Origin of the sequence: Candidatus Protochlamydia sp. W-9 (assembly GCF_001950615.1) — a bacterium.
GTDB lineage: Bacteria > Chlamydiota > Chlamydiia > Chlamydiales > Parachlamydiaceae > Protochlamydia > Protochlamydia amoebophila.
Window position 1 is genome coordinate 1 of the sequence record NZ_BCPZ01000045.1, and the last position, 21,708, is coordinate 21,708.

The window sequence follows — 21,708 nt, forward strand, 5'->3', positions numbered from 1 at the left end:
ATTATTAACTATCAATTAGTTTTTTATATTTTAATATTATATTTTTTTATAAATTATAAAATAAAGTAGCTTCAATGCAAATGACAATTTGTTTAATTGCTGTTTGCAGGAAACTATGAAAATAGAAGATTTTATGGACAACTTTTCTATCGATTTTTTTAACTAAAAGATTCTATAAAAATTAAACAGTTAAACAAAATAGTCAGAGGAAAAGGATTTTATCTAAAAAATTAGAAATGGCTAAAAAAGATGATAAATTAAAGGAACTAATTTTTTGCGAATTTTTATTATTTTTTTCTATATGCATCGCCAAAAAGTGTTTTGTTACAACATAGAAAACAAAAATAAGCCATAACGCTTAATTTTTTTTCTTTATTACAGCTTCATTGTCGTTCATCAAACTCAACTTCAGTTACTTCAATCTCTTCCATATAAGTTACATTTGCATTTAAAGACTTTGAGTGCGCTTTAATGATTTTATTTATAAACTTTAACAACCATGACATAGGAACATCAAAAATTCTGCAAATTTTCTCTAATGAAACTCTTCCAAGTAATGCTTATCGCATTCGCCCTGATTTTTTTTGAAATCCCTGTGTTTGCAGTTGGATCGCGAGCTGTCTTTCACGTGAAAGAGATAGGTGGTTTTATTTTCCCTTATAGATGAACCCATTCTTTTTGTCTGTTATGGATTGGCAATTGAGGCATATCAATGTGTCATTGAGACTTCCTTCAAAAAAATAAGTAAGAAACTTCATTTAGCGCGCAAAGCCAAACCAATTTTCCTAATGTATTAGTTTTTTAAAATTATTCTATATTAATTGAGGCATTAAATATTAAAATATTAAACAAAATTATTATAATTATGATAAATCCAATAAAAATTTTAAATAATTTGTTAAGCTGTCAATTTTTCTTCAAAGGATTGGTGTTTTTTTTGGAAATATTATACATACAATTTTAGGCTTGAATAGAGTAGAATCTTGTTTCTTTGTTACTACTCTAAACCTTATTTAATACGAGTTTGAAAATCTCTTGATCTAAGTTTGCACTCTCTGTCGAAAGGGAAATCGCAAGAAAGGCTTTATCCGATTTAGCCACCCTAAGTATGATTAACTAAAGTTTTTTGTTTGTGAGCATAAAATGAGAAAATTTCTTTATCGTTTCATTTTTCCAAGTTTTACTATTTTGGCAGTGTTATTTACCTTGTACTTTTTTACAGCTATTTCCTTGTTGGAAGCGGAAAAACAAGACGAACTAAAAAAAGGAAAATTATTTTGGGAATGGCAAACTCCGCAAGGAAATTGGCAAGTCCATTACACTGAACATGGATCTGGCTCTAAACATCTTTTACTTATTCACGGTTTTCGTGCTCATTCTTTTACTTGGAGGTACTTAATAGAGCCTCTAACAAAAGCTGGTTATCATGTTTGGACAATTGATCTAATCGGATATGGATTAAGTGATAAACCCTTAAATGCTGCGTATGACGCCGATTTCTTTATCGAACAGTTAAAATCTTTTATGGATGCAAAACAAATTTCTTCCGCTCATTTAATCGGAAGTTCAATGGGAGGTGGCTTAGCTTTAAATTTAACATTAGATTATCCCGAAAAAGTAAGCTCTTTAACACTAATTAATGCTTTAGGATATCCTCTTGATCTTCCTTTTTATCTTTATTTAACAAGGCACCTTGACCCCTTATGGTTTTCCTTTGTTTCTCCGCCAGTCATCAGGATTGGATTGAAGCAAATTGTATTTGATCCAGATACTGTCTCTGAGGAACAAGTTTTAGCTTATTCTTTCCCGTATCAATTTCCAGGTGGAACACAAGCGTCCTTAACAACCTTAAAACAATTTGATAAACAAAAGTTAGTCGATTTAAGCCAACGTTACCATTCTCTCAAACACCCTTTGTTAATTATTTGGGGAGATAAAGACAAATTAATTCCCATTACCCATTATGAAAGATTTGTTAAAGAATTTCCACAAGCTGATTGTCTTTTAATTCCTAACTGTGGCCATATCCCTCATGAAGAAAAACCCATTTTAGTAACAGAAACGATTTTAGAGTTTCTTGGCAAACATATTGATCGTTCAAATTAGCGATTAAAATCCTTCTATTTGCTGAGGTATTTTCCAAACTTAATCATAAAAGTTTTATTTCACTAATAAAAAAGGCATGTTGAATGTGTCCATTCAATAAACGTTTGATGCAAAATGACTGACTTGAGAATCTAACATCATTTCATTAGCTAAATCTCTAAACTTTTTTGTTATTTCCTAATGAAAGAGTCTAAATTTTTTCTTCTAAACTAAAGGTTTTTGCAACAGGTAAGACCGATATAACTAATCACTCCTGTAACAAGAACACGCATGGTTATCTCTCCGAAAATTTTAATGATCTTAATTTTAGATATTGGTATGTTGTGTGACAATTTGCTATTCATACAATGTTTTTTTTAAACCTTTTTTCACCTCTCATAAAATCATCGATGTTTACCAAAATGACTTTTAACTAATTACTTTGCAAATGTCCATTAAGATTGAGGAGACAAAAATGCATATCACAATTATTGGTTGTGGAAATATGGGTTCTGGAATTGCCAAAAGATTGGCTATGAATCATCAAATTTCTTTATATGATCATTATCCCGCCACCGCAGAATCTTTAACTAAACAAATACAAGCAACCGCTTATGCAGATCTTTTTTCAGCTATTGAAGAAGCGGACTTAATTCTTGTGGCTGTCAAACCTCAAAATTTAGATGATTTAACGGAACGATTAGCTCCTCTACTCAAACCCCATCAAATTATTGTAAGCATTTTAGCTGGAATAAATTATAAAACATTAAAACATTGTTTCTCTCAATCGATTGTTGTAAGAATGATGCCTAATCTAGCTTTAATTCACGGAAAAGGAGTCATTGGATTAGTTGAGAATGATCAATTAACTGATAAACTAAAAATGCATTTAAAAGCTCTTTTTGATCCATTAGGTTCAGTTTATTGGCTTCCAGAATCTAAAATTGATGCATTAACGGCTCTAACTGGATCTGGGCCAGCTTTTATATTTGCCCTTGTTGAATCCATGATTGAAGCTGGAATTTATATGGGATTTCAAATGACTGACGCAAAGTCCCTCATTTTCCAAATGCTTAAAGGAAGCCTAGCACTCTTAGAAACAACTGATAAACATCCAGCAGATTTAAAGTGGCAAATTACTTCACCTGCAGGAATGACAATTGAAGGATTAAAAACTTTTGAAGATTACGGTGTTAGAAGTGGGATCATCCATACTTTTCTTGCTTCTTTCAATAAAATAAAACAAGTTTCTGATTCTTTAAAGAATTAGAATAACAATTTAAAAATGAGGGAAAATGAATTTATTCACTTTTACTTTTTTTACACTTTCAACTTTTCTTATTCATACCTTAACTCCCCTACAAGCTAAAGAGGAATCTATGCCTAATCAACCTATTGCTCAAATTGAAACTACTCAAGGAACAATTGAAGTCGCTTTAAGACCTGATGTTGCTCCTAAAGCAACAGAAAATTTTATTAAGCACGCGAAAGATGGATATTACAATGGAGTTATTTTTCATCGAGTAATCAAAGGTTTTATGATTCAAGGAGGAGATCCAACAGGAACCGGCCGTGGAGGAGAATCGATTTGGAATAAACCTTTTGAAGATGAAGTTTCTGATAACGTAAAGTTTGACCGCCCAGGCTTATTAGCAATGGCAAATGCTGGCCCAAAAACTAATGGAAGCCAGTTTTTTATTACCACAGCTGCTACACCTTGGTTGAATAAAAAACATACGATCTTTGGAGAGATCATTAAAGGTTATGATGTCGTTCAAAAAATTGAAAACACTCAAACAGGTCCTGGAGATCGTCCAGTGGAAGAACAAAAAATTATCAATATTACTATTAAAGAGTAAACTTTGTAAAAGGATTCAGCATCGCTTAAATTCTGAGTCGATGCTGAATTAGAATGAATTTACAACTCATTGATCATGAAATTATCTTACAGATAGGAAATTTATTTTCAATTTTAACAAGTCTTTACACTTTTATGTTTCAAAATAGACATTTTTCGATCAAACAGAATGTTATCAAAAGGACAGAAGATTAGCTGAAAATAATTATTTATTAAAGCTAGAAATTCGCGAACGTCAACGTAGTGAAGAAGAGTTTTTACAAACTCAACGCTATCTACAATGAAAATCTGAAGCTTTAGAGTAGATTTTAAGTTTATTGTATAACTCTTGGAAAAGATTGGCAATTATGCAAATATAAACCATATATTGCAAATTTGAGTTATCAAAATTGTTATCATTATTTTTTAATGATTACGATTGAATTAATTCTCAGGAGGTTATATGAATTTTCACACATTCAAGTCTATCGCCCTTCATTTTATATTTAGTTTCTTTCTTCTCATGAGTATAGACTTAACAGCAAAAGAAGAAATTTGTGAAAAAAATTTAAAACAACGTGTTGTCCTCGGTAAAAGTGATAGCCCTATCGAAATTTATATTATCTCAGACTGGTTTTGCAGATCTTGTAAAAAGTTAGAACCTAGATTAGAAAATCTGTATGATAAATTTAAAAATAAAGCGGCATTTTATTTCATTGATTATCCAATCAATCGTCAAAGCTCTAATTATTCTCCTTATCACCTCTCATTTTTGATTTTTGAAAAGAAAAACTATCTCAAAGCTCGCCAAGCCTTAATCTGTTTAACAAAAGAAAATCAAAAACCCACAGATTCTGACGTTGAAAAAATAGCTAAATGTAATAAGCTAAATTTTCAAGAACTTTCCTACGAAGATATTAGTAAGGGGATTGATTTTTTTGATTCAATTGTCAAAAAGTATCAAATCAACGCCACTCCCTCAGTAATCGTTGTCAATAAAAATAATAAGCAATTTGAAATTTTTAAAGGTGGGCAAGCAAAAGAAGAAGCAATTTCTGAAGCAATCGATGTTTTGGAAGGTAAAGCCAAACCAAAAAAGAAGTCTTGGTTTAAAAGTATTTTTGGATTTTCAAACTAATGTTAATAAGGCCATGAGAAGCTAATTATGGTTGCCTTTGTTAACATCTTGATGAATAATCATTTGTAATTGTTGTAATTCATTCAAAATCGATTTCAAATTATAGAAAAAAACAAAATAAGTCTCCACTCGATCCAGACTGTATTTTTTTGTGTTTTTTGTTTCTCTAAAACGAACAAGTTGGTTGTTCAACGCCTCTTGTAATAAGGGAATTTGAGAATAGTTATACTGCGTATCGCCTGTTTTCAAATTCTCCGACAAATCTTTCAATATGAAATCAATTTGTTCATTCAAATGACAAACTTCTCTTTTTAATTCTTCATCAAAAATCTCTTCCAATACCGAATTAAAAACTTTTTTTAAATCTTTTACATTTTCCCAAAGTCTCTCCAAAGCTCCTAACAAATCCACCCAAAGAGTAGCAGGAGAAAATCCAACAAATAATTCAATTTTTGATTCTTCCAAATTTACATGAATTTGATTAAATGCTTGTTCAACATCGTTTAAAAGGCTTTTTGAAATTGCATCACTTTTATTTAAATGATTAGCCGAAACTACAATGTATTCATAAGCTTGTCTAATTTGATTGAGAACATCTGACATTTGTTTTTGCATAACTGTGAATGCTTGTGATGGCCAAACAGCTTTAGCAATAAAGACCGCTACCCCCAATCCAATGCAAGTATCTAAAAAACGGTAAAAAGCGTAAGCCCAAGGACTCAAGGTAGGATGCATCCCCCAAGGAACGATAATAACAGCCACTGATAAACAAGCCATTCGATAGCTCTCTTTTAATCCGCATAAAAAACTGATTATTGCCGTAGTAAAAACAGCCATTCCTAAAACAAAAGGATGAGCTCCCCATTGAGAGGCGAAAAAAGCCCCTATCGCTGATCCCACTAAGACTCCAAGAAATCGATTCCAAATTGCTTTATAAGTCCCTCCTAAAGTGGGCAACGAAGCGAAAATAGAGGCGATGACACACCATAACCCGCTTGTAAAAATATCAGGATGTTTAATATATCGATCTAATTCATGACAAACATATAAACTGGTTAAAGCAGCTAAGCTGATTTTAAAAGATAATTTAAAATTGATTTGATTTAAGTGGGTTTTCCAGCTATTTTGAATTTTTTGCATGATTTATCTCAAAAGATTAAAAAGGTTAAGCTTGCTTCGCTATGATATGAAGATTATTTGAAATAAAAATTCCCTATTTACTTGCTTCCTGTTTTTCCTTACAGTTTTTCTAATTTCCTCAAAATATTAGATTCAGCTCAAACACAATGTAACTGAGGATGACTTATTTGTTTTTTATTCCCCAATAAATTGTAATTTGTATAATTGAAAGTAGATTTCTCTTTCTTTTTAGGTATCAAATGGATAATCCAAACAATTTTAAGCAAAAACTTTTGGCCCTAAAAAAATCTAAAAAAGCCCCTGTAGTAAATCAATCTAGCCAGGCAGAGTTGACAATAGAAGAGATGGGTAAAAGAATCGCTAAATCGAAAAAGCCCAAAGTACACTCTTTTTCCAATCCTGTAAACGGCAACACCTTATATTAGATTATTTATAAAAAGAATAGCTCTGTATCCATTTGAAAAGCCTCTAGTAGCTTCTTCTATATTTTTAACCTTTAATGCATTTCACCTATTAAAAATCTTTTTTTCTAAAAAGACAAACTTTGTATAAAAAATTTTTAGGCTTTTTAAGGGGATTTTATTGCCTCAATCCCCTCATTCAATTAGTATAGGAACAATAAGCATATAAATTATTTAAATAATTGATTTAATCATTTAAATATTAGGATGATAAACTCCAATCCTTGATAAGGAGAGAATCATGAGACATTCTTTATTTGAAGTCTTTACGACTGTATTAAGAGACCTCTTTGATGTTGAAAATCAGCTTATCGCCTTATTACCTAAAATGATCAAAGAGTCTCTACATCCTGAATTAAAATCAGCCTTAACAACACATCTTAATGAAACTCAAGATCAAAAGAAAAGACTTCAGTTTATTTTAGAATCTTTACATGCAAATACATCAGAAATCATTTGTAAATCTATGCGGGAGTTAATAAAAGAGGTTGAAGAAATTATCACTCGTTTTCCTACCCCCTCTTCATTAAAAGATGTCTATTTAATTATTCTTTGCCAAAAAATAAAGCACTATGAAATCGCAAGTTACGGCTCCGCACGAGCCCTTGCTAGACATCTAAGTAACTTTTCTACCGAGCAAATCGACTTTGAAGAAATTGCGGATACTTTACAATACTCTTTAGATGAAGAAACTCGCTTTGATGAAACGTTGACTGATCTCGCTGAAGGCGGGTTTTTCAGCCGTGGAATCAATGATGAAGCAGAATTAGAATCTACTCAATAGTTGTATTTTTTAAACATGTCCATCTATTTTTAATCAGAGGTATAAAATGACTCGAATCAGCCCTATTACAAAAGAAGAAGCTAATCAAAACATTACCCAAATTTACAGTGGTTTAGAAAAAAAAATGGGTCGCGTTCTGAATATTTTCCAAAATATGGGAAATTCTGAAGCGGCTTTAAAAGGGTATCTAGGATTAAGTGAAGCAGCATCGCAGACAAGCTTAAGTCCTAAACTACGAGAACAACTTGCTTTAGTGGTAGGTCAAACAAATGATTGTCAATATTGCTTATCAGCACATACTGTGAGTGCTAAATTAGCCGGTCTACAAGAGAAAGATATTTTAGAATCACGACTAGGGCATTCTCAAGATAAAAAAACAGAAGCCATTTTAACTTTTGCCAAAACTATTGTGGAAAGACAAGCTCAAGTTTCAGATCAAGATATAGAGAAACTAAAATCCGCTGGCATTTCAGATCAAGAAATTGTGGAAATTATTCTAGTTGTGGTTTTGAATATTTTTACTAATTATTTTAATCATATTACAGATCCTCAAATTGATTTTCCTTCTGCTCCAAAGATTAATTAAATAAATAAGGAGTATTTATGACTATTAATCTCAATTTAGATCAAAGTGTCAGACAGCAAATTGCTCAGTTTTTGAGTTTGATATTGTCTGATACCTATGTGTTATATGTAAAAACTCAAAATTTTCATTGGAACCTTGTCGATTCTCGATTTTATGCTTTGCATAATTTTTTAGAAAAGCAATATGAAGAACTTGCTGAAGCGACAGATGAACTTGCCGAACGCATTCGTATGCTAGGTGAGCAGGCACCTGGGAGCTTGAAACAATTTTTAGAAATGACCTCATTAAAAGAATCTGATGGAGATTTGGGTGGAGATGACATGCTTCAACAGCTTTTAAAAGACCACGAGTCTATTTGCGGTCACCTAAGAGAACGAATTGATCAATCTTCTGAACTTGGTGATGAAGGAACAGCTGATTTATTAATTCAACGCTTAAGGGCTCATGAAAAAGCTGCTTGGATGCTGCGTAGTCATTTTTAAATTTTATGCGTAATGCCAAATGGCTGAAATGATGAAAGCAATCGCCCTAGAAAAGTTTAGAGAATCAAACGAATTAGCAATTAATGGATTTTCCCAACCAAGGCTAGATGCTCTAAAGAAATATAAATTTAAATTGTTTACACGGCGGTCAATACTTTTGATTGGAAGATTTGTGAGGGGGTTATTAACAGATCAACTTCCTCATGAATTTTCTTTTATTTCGAGTCTGGGATCCAGTTAAGTTGGCTTTAGCAATTGATAAAATTTAAAGAAGGTAACGCAGTTATTGCTCATTATCCTAAACCTCTTGTTAAATGAGCAATTTACGTTAAATATATTTGCTATAAGGCCAATCATATCGTTTTTAAAACCCTAAAAATTTTCTTTTAGGCCAATCCGCAGCTACTTTTTTAGTTAGTCTAACAGCTTGGCCAAGCTTTAGCAGAGTTAAAATCAAAGTAAGCTATCTCCTTGTTAATCCAAATGGAAAAAAGTTATACCTATTTTGAGTTTGATTTGCATAAGGAAAAGTTCAACCAATTAACATTGAAAAAATGAATTTAAAACAAGCAGCCGCCGCTCAAAGGAAAAATGAAGAAGGGCATGTTCAACAAAAATTGCCTTGAAAGTAAGGAAATTAATTCAATTTTATTGCTTTAAAGGCTCTATTTGGGTCGAAACTTAGGTTGCATTGTCCAGTACGCGGAACCAATAATTTCTTTTAGCTGAGCTTCTAAAAAAGAAGCAAGTTCAGGATAATTTTCATTTAACCAAATTTTAAATTTGTAAGTTTTCGTAAATAATTCCTGATGATAAACAGTAGGATCTTTAATTACTTCATTTTTTACAAACTGTCCAACATCAATATGTATGGGCATTTCATTGACGACACCAGTATTTTGCATGAGAGCATGATCATTATCTGCAAGCCCTCGATGATATTCTGATAAAATCAATTTTAAAAGATTAACAATTAAAAGTTTTGCTTGTTGATCTTGTTTTTGTGATTTAAATTCTAATAATTTATCACAAAGCATAGTAGCTCGATACTGTACGCAAAATTCCATTTGATCAAGATCTATTTGGTGCCTTCTACCAATTTTATCATAAATAACGAGTTGCTTTTGCAGATTTTCAGTTTTATTGAGATGGACAAAGATAAGTCCAGTTTCTTTTTTTAAATTTTCAAAAGCAACTTTCCAACTTTTGACAAATCCATCCAATTTGTCCCATTTCTTCTTTTCTTTTTCCTTCCGATATTGAATGATTGCAGGAAGCGGAGGTGCATAAAGAAGCCAAGGCTGTAAGCGAAATCTTTGATATTTAAAAAATTTAATGACATATCGTCCATCTTCACTTAAAAAAACATACGACTGACATCCTTTACCCAGATAATGATAGGGTTGATCAAAGATCGGTAAAAATTGAATTTGTTCTTCAGCAGGGAAGGATTTTACTTCCCATTGAGGATTAAAAGGAAAATTTGAGGTGATATTTGCTAGAGTGAATCCTCCTGTTAAATAAAAATAACCTCTCCCTAAACCGTAAACAGCCATTATCATAAAAAAAATTAAACTCAAACGAATAAAAAAAACTCTCAAACGCATTTCTCTAGCTCTCATGCTTGTGTTGAATAAGTAAAGTAAATATTGTGCCTACCATTTTGAAAATAGCTATTGGTCATTTTTTAAGTTGTTTCAATAAGCAATAAAATCTTTGATTTTTAAGGGGATAAAACAAAATTTAGCATGTATAATAACGTTTTATGCTGAAATATGCAAGCGATGAGAATAATCATTATTTGCTTAAGAAAAAAATCAATTTTGTATCCTTCAGACCAGTAACTTCCTCACAGAAAATTTATCAGCATTAATTTAACAAATAACCTGCTTTTCTTCATGACATCGAGAAATGATTTCAACAATATTTAAACGCATAGCGAATCAACTCGTATGTATCCTACCAAATTAAATGCTTAATGCTAATTTATCTTTAAAAAAAATTATAAGAATTTTTTCTCTGAACAATATATCCAAGTTGATGGAATTGACTAGCAATCATATTTAACCAATTTGCCCATATACAAGCATCAGGATAACAAATTTCATTCGTATTTATATAAACTCCAATAAAAGTTTTAGGCGACTTACAAGTAGTCACTAAATAACAATAAATTTTTAAACTTTATATTTTTGATATTGAGTCAAAGAAAAATCGATTAATGAAAAAATCGAGGTAATTTATCAAGCTGACTTTATCTTTAATAAATATCAATATTACAAAATTTTTATTAAAAATTTAATAGAGTCAGAAGTTTAAAATTAATTATTAGAAGTATTTTTTTATTCAAAACATTAAACAATAAATAATTCGATAAACACCTTTAGCTCTAAAAAAAACTTCGACAAACTTATAAGTAAAATCTTACAATGGAGCCCACTTAAAATTTTCTATAATAAGGAGTTTCTCAAATGCAAATCAATTTAAAGGGAAAAAAAGCTTTTATCGCTGGAGTAGGAGATGATCAAGGCTTTGGATGGGCCATTGCTAAAGCCCTTGCCGAAGCAGGAGCAGAAATCATTATCGGAACCTGGACTCCTATTTTGAAGATTTTTACTTCTAGCTTGCAGGCGGGAAAATTTGATGCTTCACGCCGTTTACCTAATGGATCCTTACTTACTTTTGCTAAAATTTATCCCCTAGATGCTTCTTTTGATAAACCCGAAGATGTTCCAGAAGAAATTAGAGAAAACAAAAGATATAAAGGTGTTGGAGGCTATACCATTTCTGAGGTCTGCGAAGCAATTGGAAAGGATTTTGGAAAGATAGATATTTTCGTCCATTCCCTTGCCAACGCACCCGAAGTACAAAAACCTTTATTAGAAACAAGTCGAAAAGGATATCTAGCAGCTCTTAGCTCTTCCTCTTATTCATTTGTGAGTTTATTGTCTCATCTTGGACCTTATCTTAATTCTCAAGGGTCAGCCTTAACTCTGACTTACCTCGCCTCAGAAAAAATTATTCCAGGCTATGGAGGCGGTATGAGCTCTGCGAAAGCAGCTTTAGAGAGTGATACCAGGACTTTAGCCTGGGAAGCCGGCAGAAAATGGAATATTCGTGTAAATACCATTTCGGCTGGCCCCCTACGAAGTCGTGCAGCTAGAGCAATTGGTTTTATTGATCGTATGATTAATTATTCTCAAGTGAATGCTCCCCTTCAGGAAGAGCTTAAAGCTTGTGAAGTGGCAAATGTTGCGGCTTTTTTAGGATCAGATTTAGCCTGTGCAATTACTGGATCTACAATTTATGTAGATTACGGCCTTCATGCGATGGGAGTCGGAATGGATAGCCCAACTTTAAAAGAAGCAGAACAAGAAGTTTAATTTTTTTAATGAAAAATATGCTTTCAACGAATGAAATTTTTCTTTCGAAAAATTTCATTCGGACTATATGTAATAGAAAGAAATTTAAATAAAATATTTTTAAATCAAAGCATTATTGAAACTAAAAATATTCAAAAATTAAAGGTGAATAATTAATCCGATCAATTGCTATTTTTTGATAATTAAAGTTTTAGTTACGCGATTTATTATTTAAGTACCAATCTAAAGCATATTCTGCATCACCTTTTTGTACAGCTTTCATTAGTGATTTTTCAAGGATATCAGGTGTTGCAAGTTTGATTACTGAATATTGAGGATCTACCCAAAGCCGGACCATTTGCCCTCTATACCATACAGAAGGATAAATAGGCATAGCAATTTCTGATTCTAATTTTAAACCGGCTAGTTCACTTATTTTCGAAACAAAATTTGAGCATTGCTGTTGCGTCAATGAATAATGGTGATAAGGATAAGCATCGATTTTGATAGCTTGAATGATTGCATTGAATTGTTGTTTAGTTAATGAAATTTTTGCAGCGTAGGTGGGTTTATGCCCTCCTGTTCCTTGTTGAAAATAACCATCGTTTAAAGTTGCCCATAAATATTTAGCAGGATTGGGTTCATAACAAGGATGTTTCCTTTGTTCTAAAGTGGGATTTACATATCCCCAATCATTATAATTCATGATGCCATCAAAATAACGAACATCTGTCATTCCTCTTTCTCCAGAATGTCCTCCTTCAATCACGACTATTCTTCCATTAATATTTCCTTGTAAATAAATCCAAGCATGTCCCAAATCTCCATTTTTAGTGGCATCACGGGGATGCTTGGCCACTGTATGAAAAAATGAACGGGTATCCGTATAATCTAAATGGCGTGCATTGACTAAAATAATCAAAAAATAATTCTCTTCCCTCATTGGCAAGCGTGCTTTTTTATATTGACGTAAATGGGAGTACAACTCTCTGTAAGCACTAGAAGAGGGGCAACAGCTTGTTAGAGTTGAAAGAATACAGATGATTATCAAAGATAAAAAATAACTTCGAACTTTAAAACCCATAGCTTAACTTTGAGAAAAATGCAAAACTGCTCTCAATGTGGAAGGACCTGTCCGTCTAATTGTTCGAATAAATAAAATACGGTCGTAAGCTTGGCAATGCTTTTCTTCACTAATTAACTTAAATTGTGAAGGTCGATTTCCTTTTGCTAAATGTCCTAAAAATTGCCCTTTCCCCTCCAAAAGCTCAAATACCATCGTAAAAGCTGGGCGAGATTGACAACTCCATTGGATAGTTTGGCCAAGCTCAAAAGTATTAGATTGCTGATTATTGACTCGAACTTGCCATTCGGCATGATCATTCCAATAAAAACAGATATCTCTAGTTTTGTCCCGATCTTCTTTATCCCCTGCATCATTAAAATGAAATAAAAACTCCAAAGAATGAGAAGATAACATTTTAAATTCTAACTGAGAAAATTTCCCTCCTTGACAAACAAAAGTATGGAGGAAGTTTTGGCCAGTAAAAAAGCAAAATGGAGTAAATGTTTTTTCTCCCATCAAACTAGCAGATACTTTCTTTTCGAGAGCTACCCAAGTGTGTTCATAAGCTTTATTTAATAACCATTTTTGACCTTTATAAACTCCATCTAGTTGATAAAAAGAGTCATTCTGGATTAATTTTAAATCTTCTGAAAACGGACTGTGGATTAAAACGGCTTCTAAATGAATTATTTCATGCGATTTAAAGCGAGGAAATTCAAGAGAAAACCAGCATTTCATGATAAGATCATAAAAATAATTTAAAGGTTCATCTTTGTTTTGCCATTCTCTCACATGAGGACCTGTATAACAACACAACTGCGAATTCCATGTTTGTTTGAGATAAGTCCAAAATAATTCCCAGTCTTTAATTTCTTGACCTACCACCATCTGATGAGAAATCAACAGATCAGATAAATAAGTTGTTGCATACCAACTGATAGATGGGCGAGCAAGCTGTTTCCATAAACCAATTCCCTCTTCTTGCCAATCTTGTCGATTCAATAATTTTCCAACGGCCATTAATCCTGCAGCTAATCTTACGGCAATGGAATAAGGGAAAGGAGTTTTTTGATGTACAGTTTTACCATAGTCAATTAAACGAGATAAGGAGTTTTCTAAATCAAATTTCAATTCTTGTCCTAAAACATGTCCGAAATTTTTTAAGATCCAATAAAAGGGAGCTATTAACGAAATTCCAGTTTCACCCTGATGGCAAATAGGATACTGATGTAAATAAATAGGAAAATTACCTTGAGTTTCCTCCGACACCTGTGATTGAAATGCTAAAATATTTTGTAATAACTGTTTCGCTTCATGAATATTTTCAATCAATCGTGATCTCAATAAAGCTAAAACAAATAAAACATTTTCATAAATTGGAATTGTTTGATGTGTAGCCGGAATAGGCATCCCATGATAATAATGAAGATAGCCCGTTTGCGAACTTTGATAGAAACGGCCTACCATAATAGCATTTTCAATAAAAAACTTCATTCGATTAGAAAAATCGTTGTCTTGGTCATACATGAATTTAACTTCCTCCGGCTATTTCAATATTCTGGCCTGTGATATAAACGCTATCGGGATGAAGAAGGAAAGTGATGACTCGACTAATTTCTTTACACTCACAAGGCCTATTCATTGGTAATTTATGCTTTTGATGTTGCAAGTCTACGGAAAAATCCGTTTGACCCGGGGAAACCATATTAACTCTCACTCCTTTAGAAGCCAATTCAACCGACAAAGATTTTGTTAACATCCACAAACACGATTTAGTCATACGATAGGCTGTTGAATAAATTCCAGCAGGGTTTTCGTACAAACCGCTTACTCCTAAATTAATAATTTGACCTTTAGATTCTAACAAAGATGGGATCATTTTTTGGATAAGAATAAATGGAGCGTGTAAGTTTATTTGAAAAAGGGCCATCCAATCTGATAAAGGCGTTTGCAATCCAGATCGAACAAAATAATTTCCTACATTATTAATTAAATTTGTTGTTTCTTTAAACTCGAGTAAGTACCGTTTAGTAAAGTCCTGGATAGCTTCGTTGCTCGAAAAATCCCCTTGAATTGCAGCAGCTTCCACCCCTATTTCTTGACATTTCTTAACAACATCTTTAGCTTCTTGCTCACTTTTATTATAATGAACAACGACAGAATATCCTTGTTCAGCAAGCGCATAACACAGGTGAGCCCCAAGCCTTTTCGCTCCTCCAGTCACTAATGTCCAAGCCATCAACAACTCCTCTCTTGCTCAATTTCAACTAAAGCGAAATTTGCACTAGAAATTGCGCCGGGTTTTTTAATACGCAAGTGGACCCATTGAACATCAAACTGACTAAACAAGTAATCTAAAATAGCGCAAGAAAGAGTTTCTAATAATTGATAAGAGTCTCTTTTTGCTATCATAGTACAAACATGTGCAAGTTTCGTATAATCTAAAGTATCTTTTATACAATCACTTGTGGAACATTTATTAAAATCTATTTTTGCTTTTACATCGAAATAAAGGGTTTGTTCTTGTGCTTTCTCCTGAGGATAAATCCCAATTTTACAAAAAACTTTATGATTTTTAAATCCAATGAATCCCCAGCGATTGAAGGGCTTTTGTTGTGTCAAATATCTTTCAATGAGAAGTCGACATGCTTTGTGAAGGGGCAATTTAAGTGCTTGTGCAGGTTTTATCCATAAATATTCATAAGCCTCATCATTTAAAAGAACTTTATCTTTAGAAAAGCTAGGATCAAGTTCTGCCACAAAATCATTCATGACAAAATGTCCTTTATCCCAAAATTCTTCTGAAAAAATGCTCTCTTGCACCATTTCGAATTTAATTTTACAGATTTTTAAACCTGTTTCTTCAAATACTTCCCTTTTGAAAGCCTCAAGACGAGTTTCTCCCCACTCTACTTTCCCCCCCGGTAATGAATACAGGTCTTTCCATTTTTTGGACCGCACTAAAAAAATATCTCCATCTGGAGCAAAAATCAATCCTCCAACAGTAACAAAGGGTCTATTAACCATTATTCGTTTTACCTATTTTTGCGAGATAATCGATCGCTTTCGTTAATCCTTCAATAATTCCTTGTTGATGCGCCGGAGGTGCGATTACATGCGCGATTGCTAGCAACGCTTCAGGGGCATCTGACATAGCAACTTTAACCGTTGCTTCTTGAAGTAATGATAAATCATTGAAGTCATTTCCCGCTGCAATTGAGGAATAAAGCGAATGGGATAATTGAGAATAAGTTTTCAGTGCGCTCCCTTTATTTGCTTCAGGATGAGTGACTTGTACAACAAAATATTCTTTGTTAAAAGGATCGCGAATATGAGGGGCATGTAACCCTAATTTTTTTTCTATATCTTGACTGATTAAAACAGCCTCTTTTTCTTTTGCGAAAAATTTGAGCGAAGCAAATTCTTTAATAGGTAAGTCATTAAAATTTTTGATGATAGACCAATTTTCTTTTAAATGTTCTTTCCGTTCCCAGAGATAATTCAAAGCTGATGGAGCAAATTTGTCTGATCGATAGTAGCATAAATCTTTATTTTCTAATCCCGTATAAATAATGAAATCTGTGTGATGTTTTGTACAAACAACTTCCATTTCATGAAGCAAATTTTGTGACAAGTATTTGCGTGCAAGAATTTTTTTTGAAGGCATATCCACAATAAGGGCCCCATTTTGTACCGCCAAAGCATAAGGAAAGGATAGCACGTTTAATGATCGTACTCCCCACTGAAAAGGTCTACCTGTAATAAAGATGAATTGCCAGCCAGTTTGATAAAGATCTTCAAAAAATTGAATAACTTCTGAAGGAATGCTTTCGGTTTCTGCCGTGACAGTTCCATCTATATCTAATGCAAATATTCCTTTTATTTTGCGAAAAAACATAGGAAAAAAACTGTTGAGAATGTAGTGTTATTTTTTAACATGATACCCATTATAGCTATGAAATATTATCTTCTCATCCCTTTCTTTTATTTGCTTATTTTTTCACCTCTTTATCCTGTCCAGGGGCAAGAAACAGCATACGGGGAACAACTCGGTGAAATAGATTCTTCCCCAGAGTCACAAAACCATTTACCACAAAAAAGTATTTCTCTTGAAGAAAACTTGCACGATCCTTTAATAGATCCAGAGTTGACGGAAACAGATCATTTTCAAGCAAAATTTATGAATATGTTATTCATCCTAGGACTATTAATTAGCTTTATGCTCTTGGCTTCTTGGATGCTCAAACGCATGACTAAATCAAAAGTCACTCAAATGAACCAAGCCAGCTCCATTAAGATCCTAGAAACTAGGCACTTAACACCACGATCTACTATTTATTTGATTGAAGTGAAAGGACAGCATCTTTTAATTGGCGAATCTGTAGCCGGGGTTTCCCATCTCGCAACCATCGGATTTTTGGAAGAAGGGGACGACACTAATTATAAGCGCCCTGCGATTCCCCCTTATTTTTCCAATCCGACTAAGCTATCCTAAGATGAAATTTCAGATTTAGAAATTGAAAATTTTTTGAATCTAGCCTATTTTTTATACGCCAACTTAAGTGGCTATTGCGAGAATTTAATGAAACAGTTAAATTACAATCCAATTTTATGTTTAATTGGATGTAAAGATGAAAAAAATTGCGACCGTTTTGAGTTTATGCTCTCTTTTGTTAATTCTTTCTAGCTGCTATCGCATGCCAGGAGAAAATGAATTTTCTGTTGTTCCGACGACCAACAATCCTTCTGTGACCTGCGAAAAACCCAATAGTTTTTTACCTGGGCTAGGAAATTAATATGACAACTCCCATTGAAATGAGCCTCAAGGCTTTATTAACTGCGATGCAGAGAAATCATTACGAAGCTGATATTCAAATCGAAACCGACCAGGTTTATACAATCCTTAAGATTGCAAATAAAGAGTATCCTTTATTTTTGAGAATTTTTGATGAGGGAAACCTACTTCAATTACTTTTGTTTATTCCCTGCCAAATAGCAAAACCAGTTATTTCTGATATGGCTAGACTTCTGCATCTTCTCAATAAAGAGCTTGACGTTCCAGGTTTTGGAATGGACGAAATTGCAGGTGTTGTATTTTATAGACTCATGCTCCCAACACCAAACAAAAACATCGACGAGGAACTCTTATTGGCTTTTCTTAAAACAATTGAGCAAGTTTGTAAAATGTTTGCGACACCCATCGAAGCTGTCGGTTTTGGCCAAACAACACTTGATGAAATATTGGAAAAAACACGTGAAATGGAGAATGAAAGCTAATCCATGTCTTTAAGAGCGATTTACTATGATACAGAGACGACAGGCATAAAACCTGAAAAAGATCGGGTAATTGAAATTGCTGCCTATGACCCTGTTCAAAATCGACGGTTTGAGAAATTCGTTCATCCTGGTTTTCCGATTCCTCCAGAATCCACCGCTATTCATCATATCACTGATGAAATGGTTGCGAACGCAGGTTCTTTTGCAGATGTCGGGGCAGAATTTGTCGAATTTTGTGCCGGTGAAGTTGTTTTAATCGCGCATAATAATGATAATTTTGACCTTCATTTTCTACGGCACGAATTTGAGAGGAATCAACTTATTCTTCCAACTCATTGGAAGTTTCTTGATTCTTTAAAATGGGCACGACGGTACCGATCAGATCTCCCTCGGCATACATTACAGTTTTTAAGAGAAATTTATGGAATAACTGCTAACAATGCGCACAGAGCATTAGATGACGTGATTGTTTTAGAAAGAGTTTTTCGCTCAATGGTTGATGATTTAGAAATTCAAGATGTATTTGATTTATTAAATCGCCCAAGAGCTATCCAACATATGCCTTTTGGCAAACACCAAGGGCAGCCCTTAAATAAAATTCCAAAAAATTATATCTCATGGCTAGCAACGACAGGGGCTTTTGATAAACCTGAAAATCAAGAACTGAAAGCAAGTTTTGTAAAGCTTGGTTTACTAGAAATGGCAGAATCCATGTGAGAATCGGGATTTTAGGATGTGGATATGTTGGTCAAGCTGCCGCAGTTTACTGGAAAAACCAATCTCATTTTTTAACTGTTACCACACGGCAGATAGAAAAAATCAACTTTCTTCAAACTTTTGCTCATCAAGTCCATCAATTAACAGATGATAGCGTTCTTCCTTTTCTAGCTAATCAAGACATTTTATTAGTTTCTGTTGCCGCTGCTTCTTCAAGAGATTATCAGAATACTTACTTAGAAACAGCACGGCGCATTATTGAGTTATTACCCCAAACTCCTTCTCTAAAGCAAATAATTTATACTGGAAGTACTTCTGTTTATGGAGATTTTCAAGGAAACTGGGTTGATGAAACCACGTTACTTAACCCTCTTAATGAACAAAGTTATTGCTTGAGCCAAACAGAACAATTTTTTTTGAACGCTCCTAGCTCTGTTAATGTCACAATATTTAGACTTGGCGAAATCTACGGACCTGGTCGGTGGATTACTGATCGCGTTATTAAAATGCACCAACATTCATTTCCAGGGACGGGAAATCAATTGACTAATGTAATTCATCTCACAGATATTATCCGAGCATTAGATTTTGCTTTGCAAAATAAATTGCACGGAATTTTTAATCTCTGTAACGATTTTCATATTCCCCGAAAGCTTTTTTATGAGCAATTACTGCAATCAGCTCATCTTCCTTCCATTCAATGGGATGCTAATAAACCAAGTTTACATGGAGGAAACAAAAAAGTTTCTTCCTTAAAATTAAAGAAACTTGGCTTTTCTTTTCTCGAGAATGGCCCAGCTAGATAGCTTACATGGATAATTTAACGGATTCTTTAATTTGTCTGTACTGGCTTTTCACTCCTTTGTGTATACATCACGTCCCACATTTTTCTGAAAGGGGGGCAACAATGCAGCAATTCATCTTTTGTTCCCTCTGCAATCTTTTCTCCATTTTCTAAATAGATGATTTTATCTGCGTCTTCAATTGTCGATAATCGATGTGCAATAATAATTTGTGTTATTTTGCCACGTTGTTGGTTTAAAGCAGATTTGATATGTGCTTCACTTAATGCATCTAAAGCAGAAGTTGCTTCATCCATAATCAAAATAGGGGCTTTTTTGACAAGAGCTCTGGCAATAGCTAATCGTTGCTGCTGTCCTCCCGATAAATTCTTTCCCGCTTCAGAAAGTTCTGTTTGATAACCTTCTGACAATTGTTGAATAAATTCATCGGCATGTGCAAGCTTCGCAGCTTCTTGAATATCTAATGAACTAAAAGGTCTACCAAAAGAAATATTTTCAGCAACAGTATCTAAAAATAAAAAAGGTTTTTGAGGGACAAAGGCCATTTGTTCTCGAAGTGACTTTTGCGTATAGGCAGTTAAGGAGTGACCATCAATTCGTATTTCTCCTTTTTCAATATCATATAGACGAGGTAAAAGCTGCGCAATAGTCGATTTTCCAGAACCTGTCGGGCCTACTAATGCAACAGTCTGCCCTTTTTGAATAGTAAAGCTTACCCCTCTTAGAACCCATTTTGAATCATACCGAAACCAAACTTGGTCAAACTCTATGGTTTCTTCCACATGATTAAGCTCTAATGCTCCATCCTGATTCTTAATCTGCGGTTGTACATGTAAAACCTCTTGCATTCTTTCTGCGGCAGCAATTCCTTTTTGAATGTGAGTATTTTCTTCTGCAAATTTTTTGATAGGTTCATAAAAAACGTAAAGTAAACCACAATAAACAAGAACGTCAGAAACATTTAATTGTAAAATATACAATCCATAAAGAAGCGCCGTCGCTAAAAAAAACATTCCAATTGTGTGAACAATAGGTCTAGAAGAAAGGTCATAACGAGCACTTTTCTGTTCGAGAGCGGCCATTTTTCCATTTTGTTCACGGTATTTTTTCAATGAGAACTCTTCCATAGCAAAGACTTTGACAGTTTGGATTCCTGCTAAAAAATCAATCAAAACAGAACTGAATATTTCTTGATTCTTTTGAATTTGTTTAGAAATTTTCTTTACTTTTTTAGCTAAAAAAATAATCGGAAATACAATGAGAGGAAAACCAAAAAAAATAATGAGCGATAATTGCCAAGAAGTGTAAAAACACAAAGTCAGTGTTGTAAATACTGTAAAGGGAGTTTGTAAATAATTCACTAAACATGCATTCAAAGCTTCGGCAACTAAAGAGGCATCGCCTACGACGCGCGAAGATAAACTTCCAATATGATGTTTTTGATAAAATGTCATAGGAAGAGATTGAATATGTTCAAAATAAGCTTGACGTAAATCTCGACTGACTCGAATTGCAACAAGTTTTGCTGTAAAACGTTGACTAAAAAGAGAGAGGGCTTTAAACAAGGCAACTATAACGATAAAAAAAGCTAAGGCTTTCAAACTAGAAGACACAGGAATGAAATAATCTAAACTTTTTATGACTTTTTCAATGAGATTTTGATTTGTTCCTGTATGTTGATTGAGAAAATGGATTGTATCTTGCAGAGTTATAGTATCTCGTTCAGGTCCTTCGATTTCTACCCATCTATCTTGCATTTGATTCCAGCTTACCTCTGTCTGACGTTGTAATTTTCCATCTTTCACAGGAGCAAATAGTTCAAAAAAATCTGGTCCTTTTCTTGTAATGACCCCAAGCGCGATAACTTCTAACTGAGAGGCAATCGTTAAAAAGATCATCGATAAAATTGTTAGGATAATCAGAAAACGGTGTTGCTTTCCCATTAATGCTGTTTTCATTAACAAACGCAT

General features: G+C 33.5%; 22 protein-coding genes. 14 read left to right on the forward strand and 8 right to left on the reverse strand.

Features of this window, described 5'->3' with window-relative positions:
- Nucleotides 1–1,143: 1,143 nt before the first annotated feature.
- The 4 genes from BU804_RS00930 to BU804_RS00945 all read left to right on the forward strand — a co-directional run bounded on the left by BU804_RS00930 (nucleotide 1,144) and on the right by BU804_RS00945 (nucleotide 5,060).
- Nucleotides 1,144–2,106: an alpha/beta fold hydrolase gene (locus BU804_RS00930; RefSeq protein WP_075882614.1), complete on the forward strand. Its 963-nt coding sequence runs from the start codon at nucleotides 1,144–1,146 to the stop codon at nucleotides 2,104–2,106.
- Nucleotides 2,107–2,560: 454 nt separating this feature from the next.
- The gene (gene proC, locus BU804_RS00935; RefSeq protein WP_075882615.1) at nucleotides 2,561–3,355 is read left to right on the forward strand and encodes a pyrroline-5-carboxylate reductase; all 795 of its coding nucleotides are present in this window, start codon (nucleotides 2,561–2,563) and stop codon (nucleotides 3,353–3,355) included.
- A 109-nt stretch (nucleotides 3,356–3,464) separates the two neighbouring features.
- Nucleotides 3,465–3,944, forward strand: a complete 480-nt coding sequence (locus BU804_RS00940; RefSeq protein ID WP_011175683.1) for a peptidylprolyl isomerase — start codon at nucleotides 3,465–3,467, stop codon at nucleotides 3,942–3,944.
- A gap of 441 nt (nucleotides 3,945–4,385) precedes the next feature.
- Nucleotides 4,386–5,060, forward strand: a complete 675-nt coding sequence (locus BU804_RS00945) for a DsbA family protein (protein WP_075882616.1) — start codon at nucleotides 4,386–4,388, stop codon at nucleotides 5,058–5,060.
- Nucleotides 5,061–5,081: 21 nt separating this feature from the next.
- Here BU804_RS00945 and BU804_RS00950 read toward each other — a convergent pair whose 3' ends face one another.
- The gene (locus BU804_RS00950) at nucleotides 5,082–6,200 is read right to left on the reverse strand and encodes an FUSC family protein (protein ID WP_075882617.1); all 1,119 of its coding nucleotides are present in this window, start codon (nucleotides 6,198–6,200) and stop codon (nucleotides 5,082–5,084) included.
- A gap of 239 nt (nucleotides 6,201–6,439) precedes the next feature.
- On the opposite strand from BU804_RS00950, the gene BU804_RS00955 reads away from it, so the two are divergent.
- The 4 genes from BU804_RS00955 to BU804_RS00970 all read left to right on the forward strand — a co-directional run bounded on the left by BU804_RS00955 (nucleotide 6,440) and on the right by BU804_RS00970 (nucleotide 8,513).
- A complete protein-coding gene (locus BU804_RS00955; protein WP_075882618.1) occupies nucleotides 6,440–6,625 on the forward strand; it encodes a hypothetical protein in 186 nt (61 codons plus the stop codon).
- Nucleotides 6,626–6,902: 277 nt separating this feature from the next.
- Entirely contained in the window at nucleotides 6,903–7,445 is a 543-nt protein-coding gene (locus BU804_RS00960) for a ferritin-like domain-containing protein (protein ID WP_079988547.1), read from the forward strand.
- Nucleotides 7,446–7,491: 46 nt separating this feature from the next.
- Nucleotides 7,492–8,031 carry a carboxymuconolactone decarboxylase family protein gene (locus tag BU804_RS00965; protein ID WP_075882620.1) on the forward strand — a complete coding sequence of 180 codons (540 nt, stop codon included), beginning with the start codon at nucleotides 7,492–7,494 and terminating at the stop codon, nucleotides 8,029–8,031.
- Between the two features lie 17 nt (nucleotides 8,032–8,048).
- Nucleotides 8,049–8,513 (forward strand): Dps family protein, encoded by a 465-nt coding sequence (locus tag BU804_RS00970; RefSeq protein WP_075882621.1) that lies wholly within the window; start codon nucleotides 8,049–8,051, stop codon nucleotides 8,511–8,513.
- A 665-nt stretch (nucleotides 8,514–9,178) separates the two neighbouring features.
- Here the strand turns inward: BU804_RS00970 and BU804_RS00980 are convergent.
- Nucleotides 9,179–10,120 carry a hypothetical protein gene (locus BU804_RS00980; protein ID WP_075882665.1) on the reverse strand — a complete coding sequence of 314 codons (942 nt, stop codon included), beginning with the start codon at nucleotides 10,118–10,120 and terminating at the stop codon, nucleotides 9,179–9,181.
- An 864-nt stretch (nucleotides 10,121–10,984) separates the two neighbouring features.
- On the opposite strand from BU804_RS00980, the gene BU804_RS00985 reads away from it, so the two are divergent.
- Nucleotides 10,985–11,896, forward strand: a complete 912-nt coding sequence (locus tag BU804_RS00985) for an enoyl-[acyl-carrier-protein] reductase (protein WP_011175702.1) — start codon at nucleotides 10,985–10,987, stop codon at nucleotides 11,894–11,896.
- Between the two features lie 190 nt (nucleotides 11,897–12,086).
- Here BU804_RS00985 and BU804_RS00990 read toward each other — a convergent pair whose 3' ends face one another.
- From BU804_RS00990 to BU804_RS01010, 5 genes are read right to left on the reverse strand one after another with little or no spacing between them, the layout of a single operon-like run.
- Nucleotides 12,087–12,959, reverse strand: coding sequence for a hypothetical protein (locus BU804_RS00990; protein WP_075882623.1), 873 nt, complete (start codon nucleotides 12,957–12,959; stop codon nucleotides 12,087–12,089).
- A gap of 3 nt (nucleotides 12,960–12,962) precedes the next feature.
- Complete coding sequence (locus BU804_RS00995) at nucleotides 12,963–14,468, reverse strand: hypothetical protein (RefSeq protein ID WP_075882624.1); 1,506 nt, start codon at nucleotides 14,466–14,468, stop codon at nucleotides 12,963–12,965.
- A gap of 4 nt (nucleotides 14,469–14,472) precedes the next feature.
- Nucleotides 14,473–15,180: an SDR family NAD(P)-dependent oxidoreductase gene (locus tag BU804_RS01000; protein ID WP_075882625.1), complete on the reverse strand. Its 708-nt coding sequence runs from the start codon at nucleotides 15,178–15,180 to the stop codon at nucleotides 14,473–14,475.
- Entirely contained in the window at nucleotides 15,180–15,968 is a 789-nt protein-coding gene (gene folB / locus BU804_RS01005; protein WP_075882626.1) for a dihydroneopterin aldolase, read from the reverse strand. The genes BU804_RS01000 and folB overlap by 1 nt, the downstream gene beginning before the upstream one ends.
- The gene (locus tag BU804_RS01010; protein WP_079988549.1) at nucleotides 15,961–16,839 is read right to left on the reverse strand and encodes an HAD-IIB family hydrolase; all 879 of its coding nucleotides are present in this window, start codon (nucleotides 16,837–16,839) and stop codon (nucleotides 15,961–15,963) included. Before BU804_RS01010 ends, folB begins: the two co-directional genes overlap by 8 nt.
- Nucleotides 16,840–16,878: 39 nt before the next feature.
- On the opposite strand from BU804_RS01010, the gene BU804_RS01015 reads away from it, so the two are divergent.
- The 5 genes from BU804_RS01015 to BU804_RS01030 all read left to right on the forward strand — a co-directional run bounded on the left by BU804_RS01015 (nucleotide 16,879) and on the right by BU804_RS01030 (nucleotide 19,741).
- Entirely contained in the window at nucleotides 16,879–17,436 is a 558-nt protein-coding gene (locus tag BU804_RS01015; RefSeq protein ID WP_042279315.1) for a FliO/MopB family protein, read from the forward strand.
- A 136-nt stretch (nucleotides 17,437–17,572) separates the two neighbouring features.
- Nucleotides 17,573–17,737 carry a hypothetical protein gene (locus BU804_RS13050; protein ID WP_155117172.1) on the forward strand — a complete coding sequence of 55 codons (165 nt, stop codon included), beginning with the start codon at nucleotides 17,573–17,575 and terminating at the stop codon, nucleotides 17,735–17,737.
- 1 nt (nucleotide 17,738) lies between these two features.
- Complete coding sequence (locus BU804_RS01020; protein WP_075882627.1) at nucleotides 17,739–18,218, forward strand: YbjN domain-containing protein; 480 nt, start codon at nucleotides 17,739–17,741, stop codon at nucleotides 18,216–18,218.
- Nucleotides 18,219–18,221: 3 nt separating this feature from the next.
- Nucleotides 18,222–18,935 carry a putative quorum-sensing-regulated virulence factor gene (locus BU804_RS01025; RefSeq protein WP_042279310.1) on the forward strand — a complete coding sequence of 238 codons (714 nt, stop codon included), beginning with the start codon at nucleotides 18,222–18,224 and terminating at the stop codon, nucleotides 18,933–18,935.
- Nucleotides 18,932–19,741, forward strand: coding sequence for an SDR family oxidoreductase (locus BU804_RS01030; protein ID WP_158024979.1), 810 nt, complete (start codon nucleotides 18,932–18,934; stop codon nucleotides 19,739–19,741). The genes BU804_RS01025 and BU804_RS01030 overlap by 4 nt, the downstream gene beginning before the upstream one ends.
- A 26-nt stretch (nucleotides 19,742–19,767) precedes the next feature.
- Here BU804_RS01030 and BU804_RS01035 read toward each other — a convergent pair whose 3' ends face one another.
- Nucleotides 19,768–21,708, reverse strand: a complete 1,941-nt coding sequence (locus BU804_RS01035) for an ABC transporter ATP-binding protein (protein WP_075882629.1) — start codon at nucleotides 21,706–21,708, stop codon at nucleotides 19,768–19,770.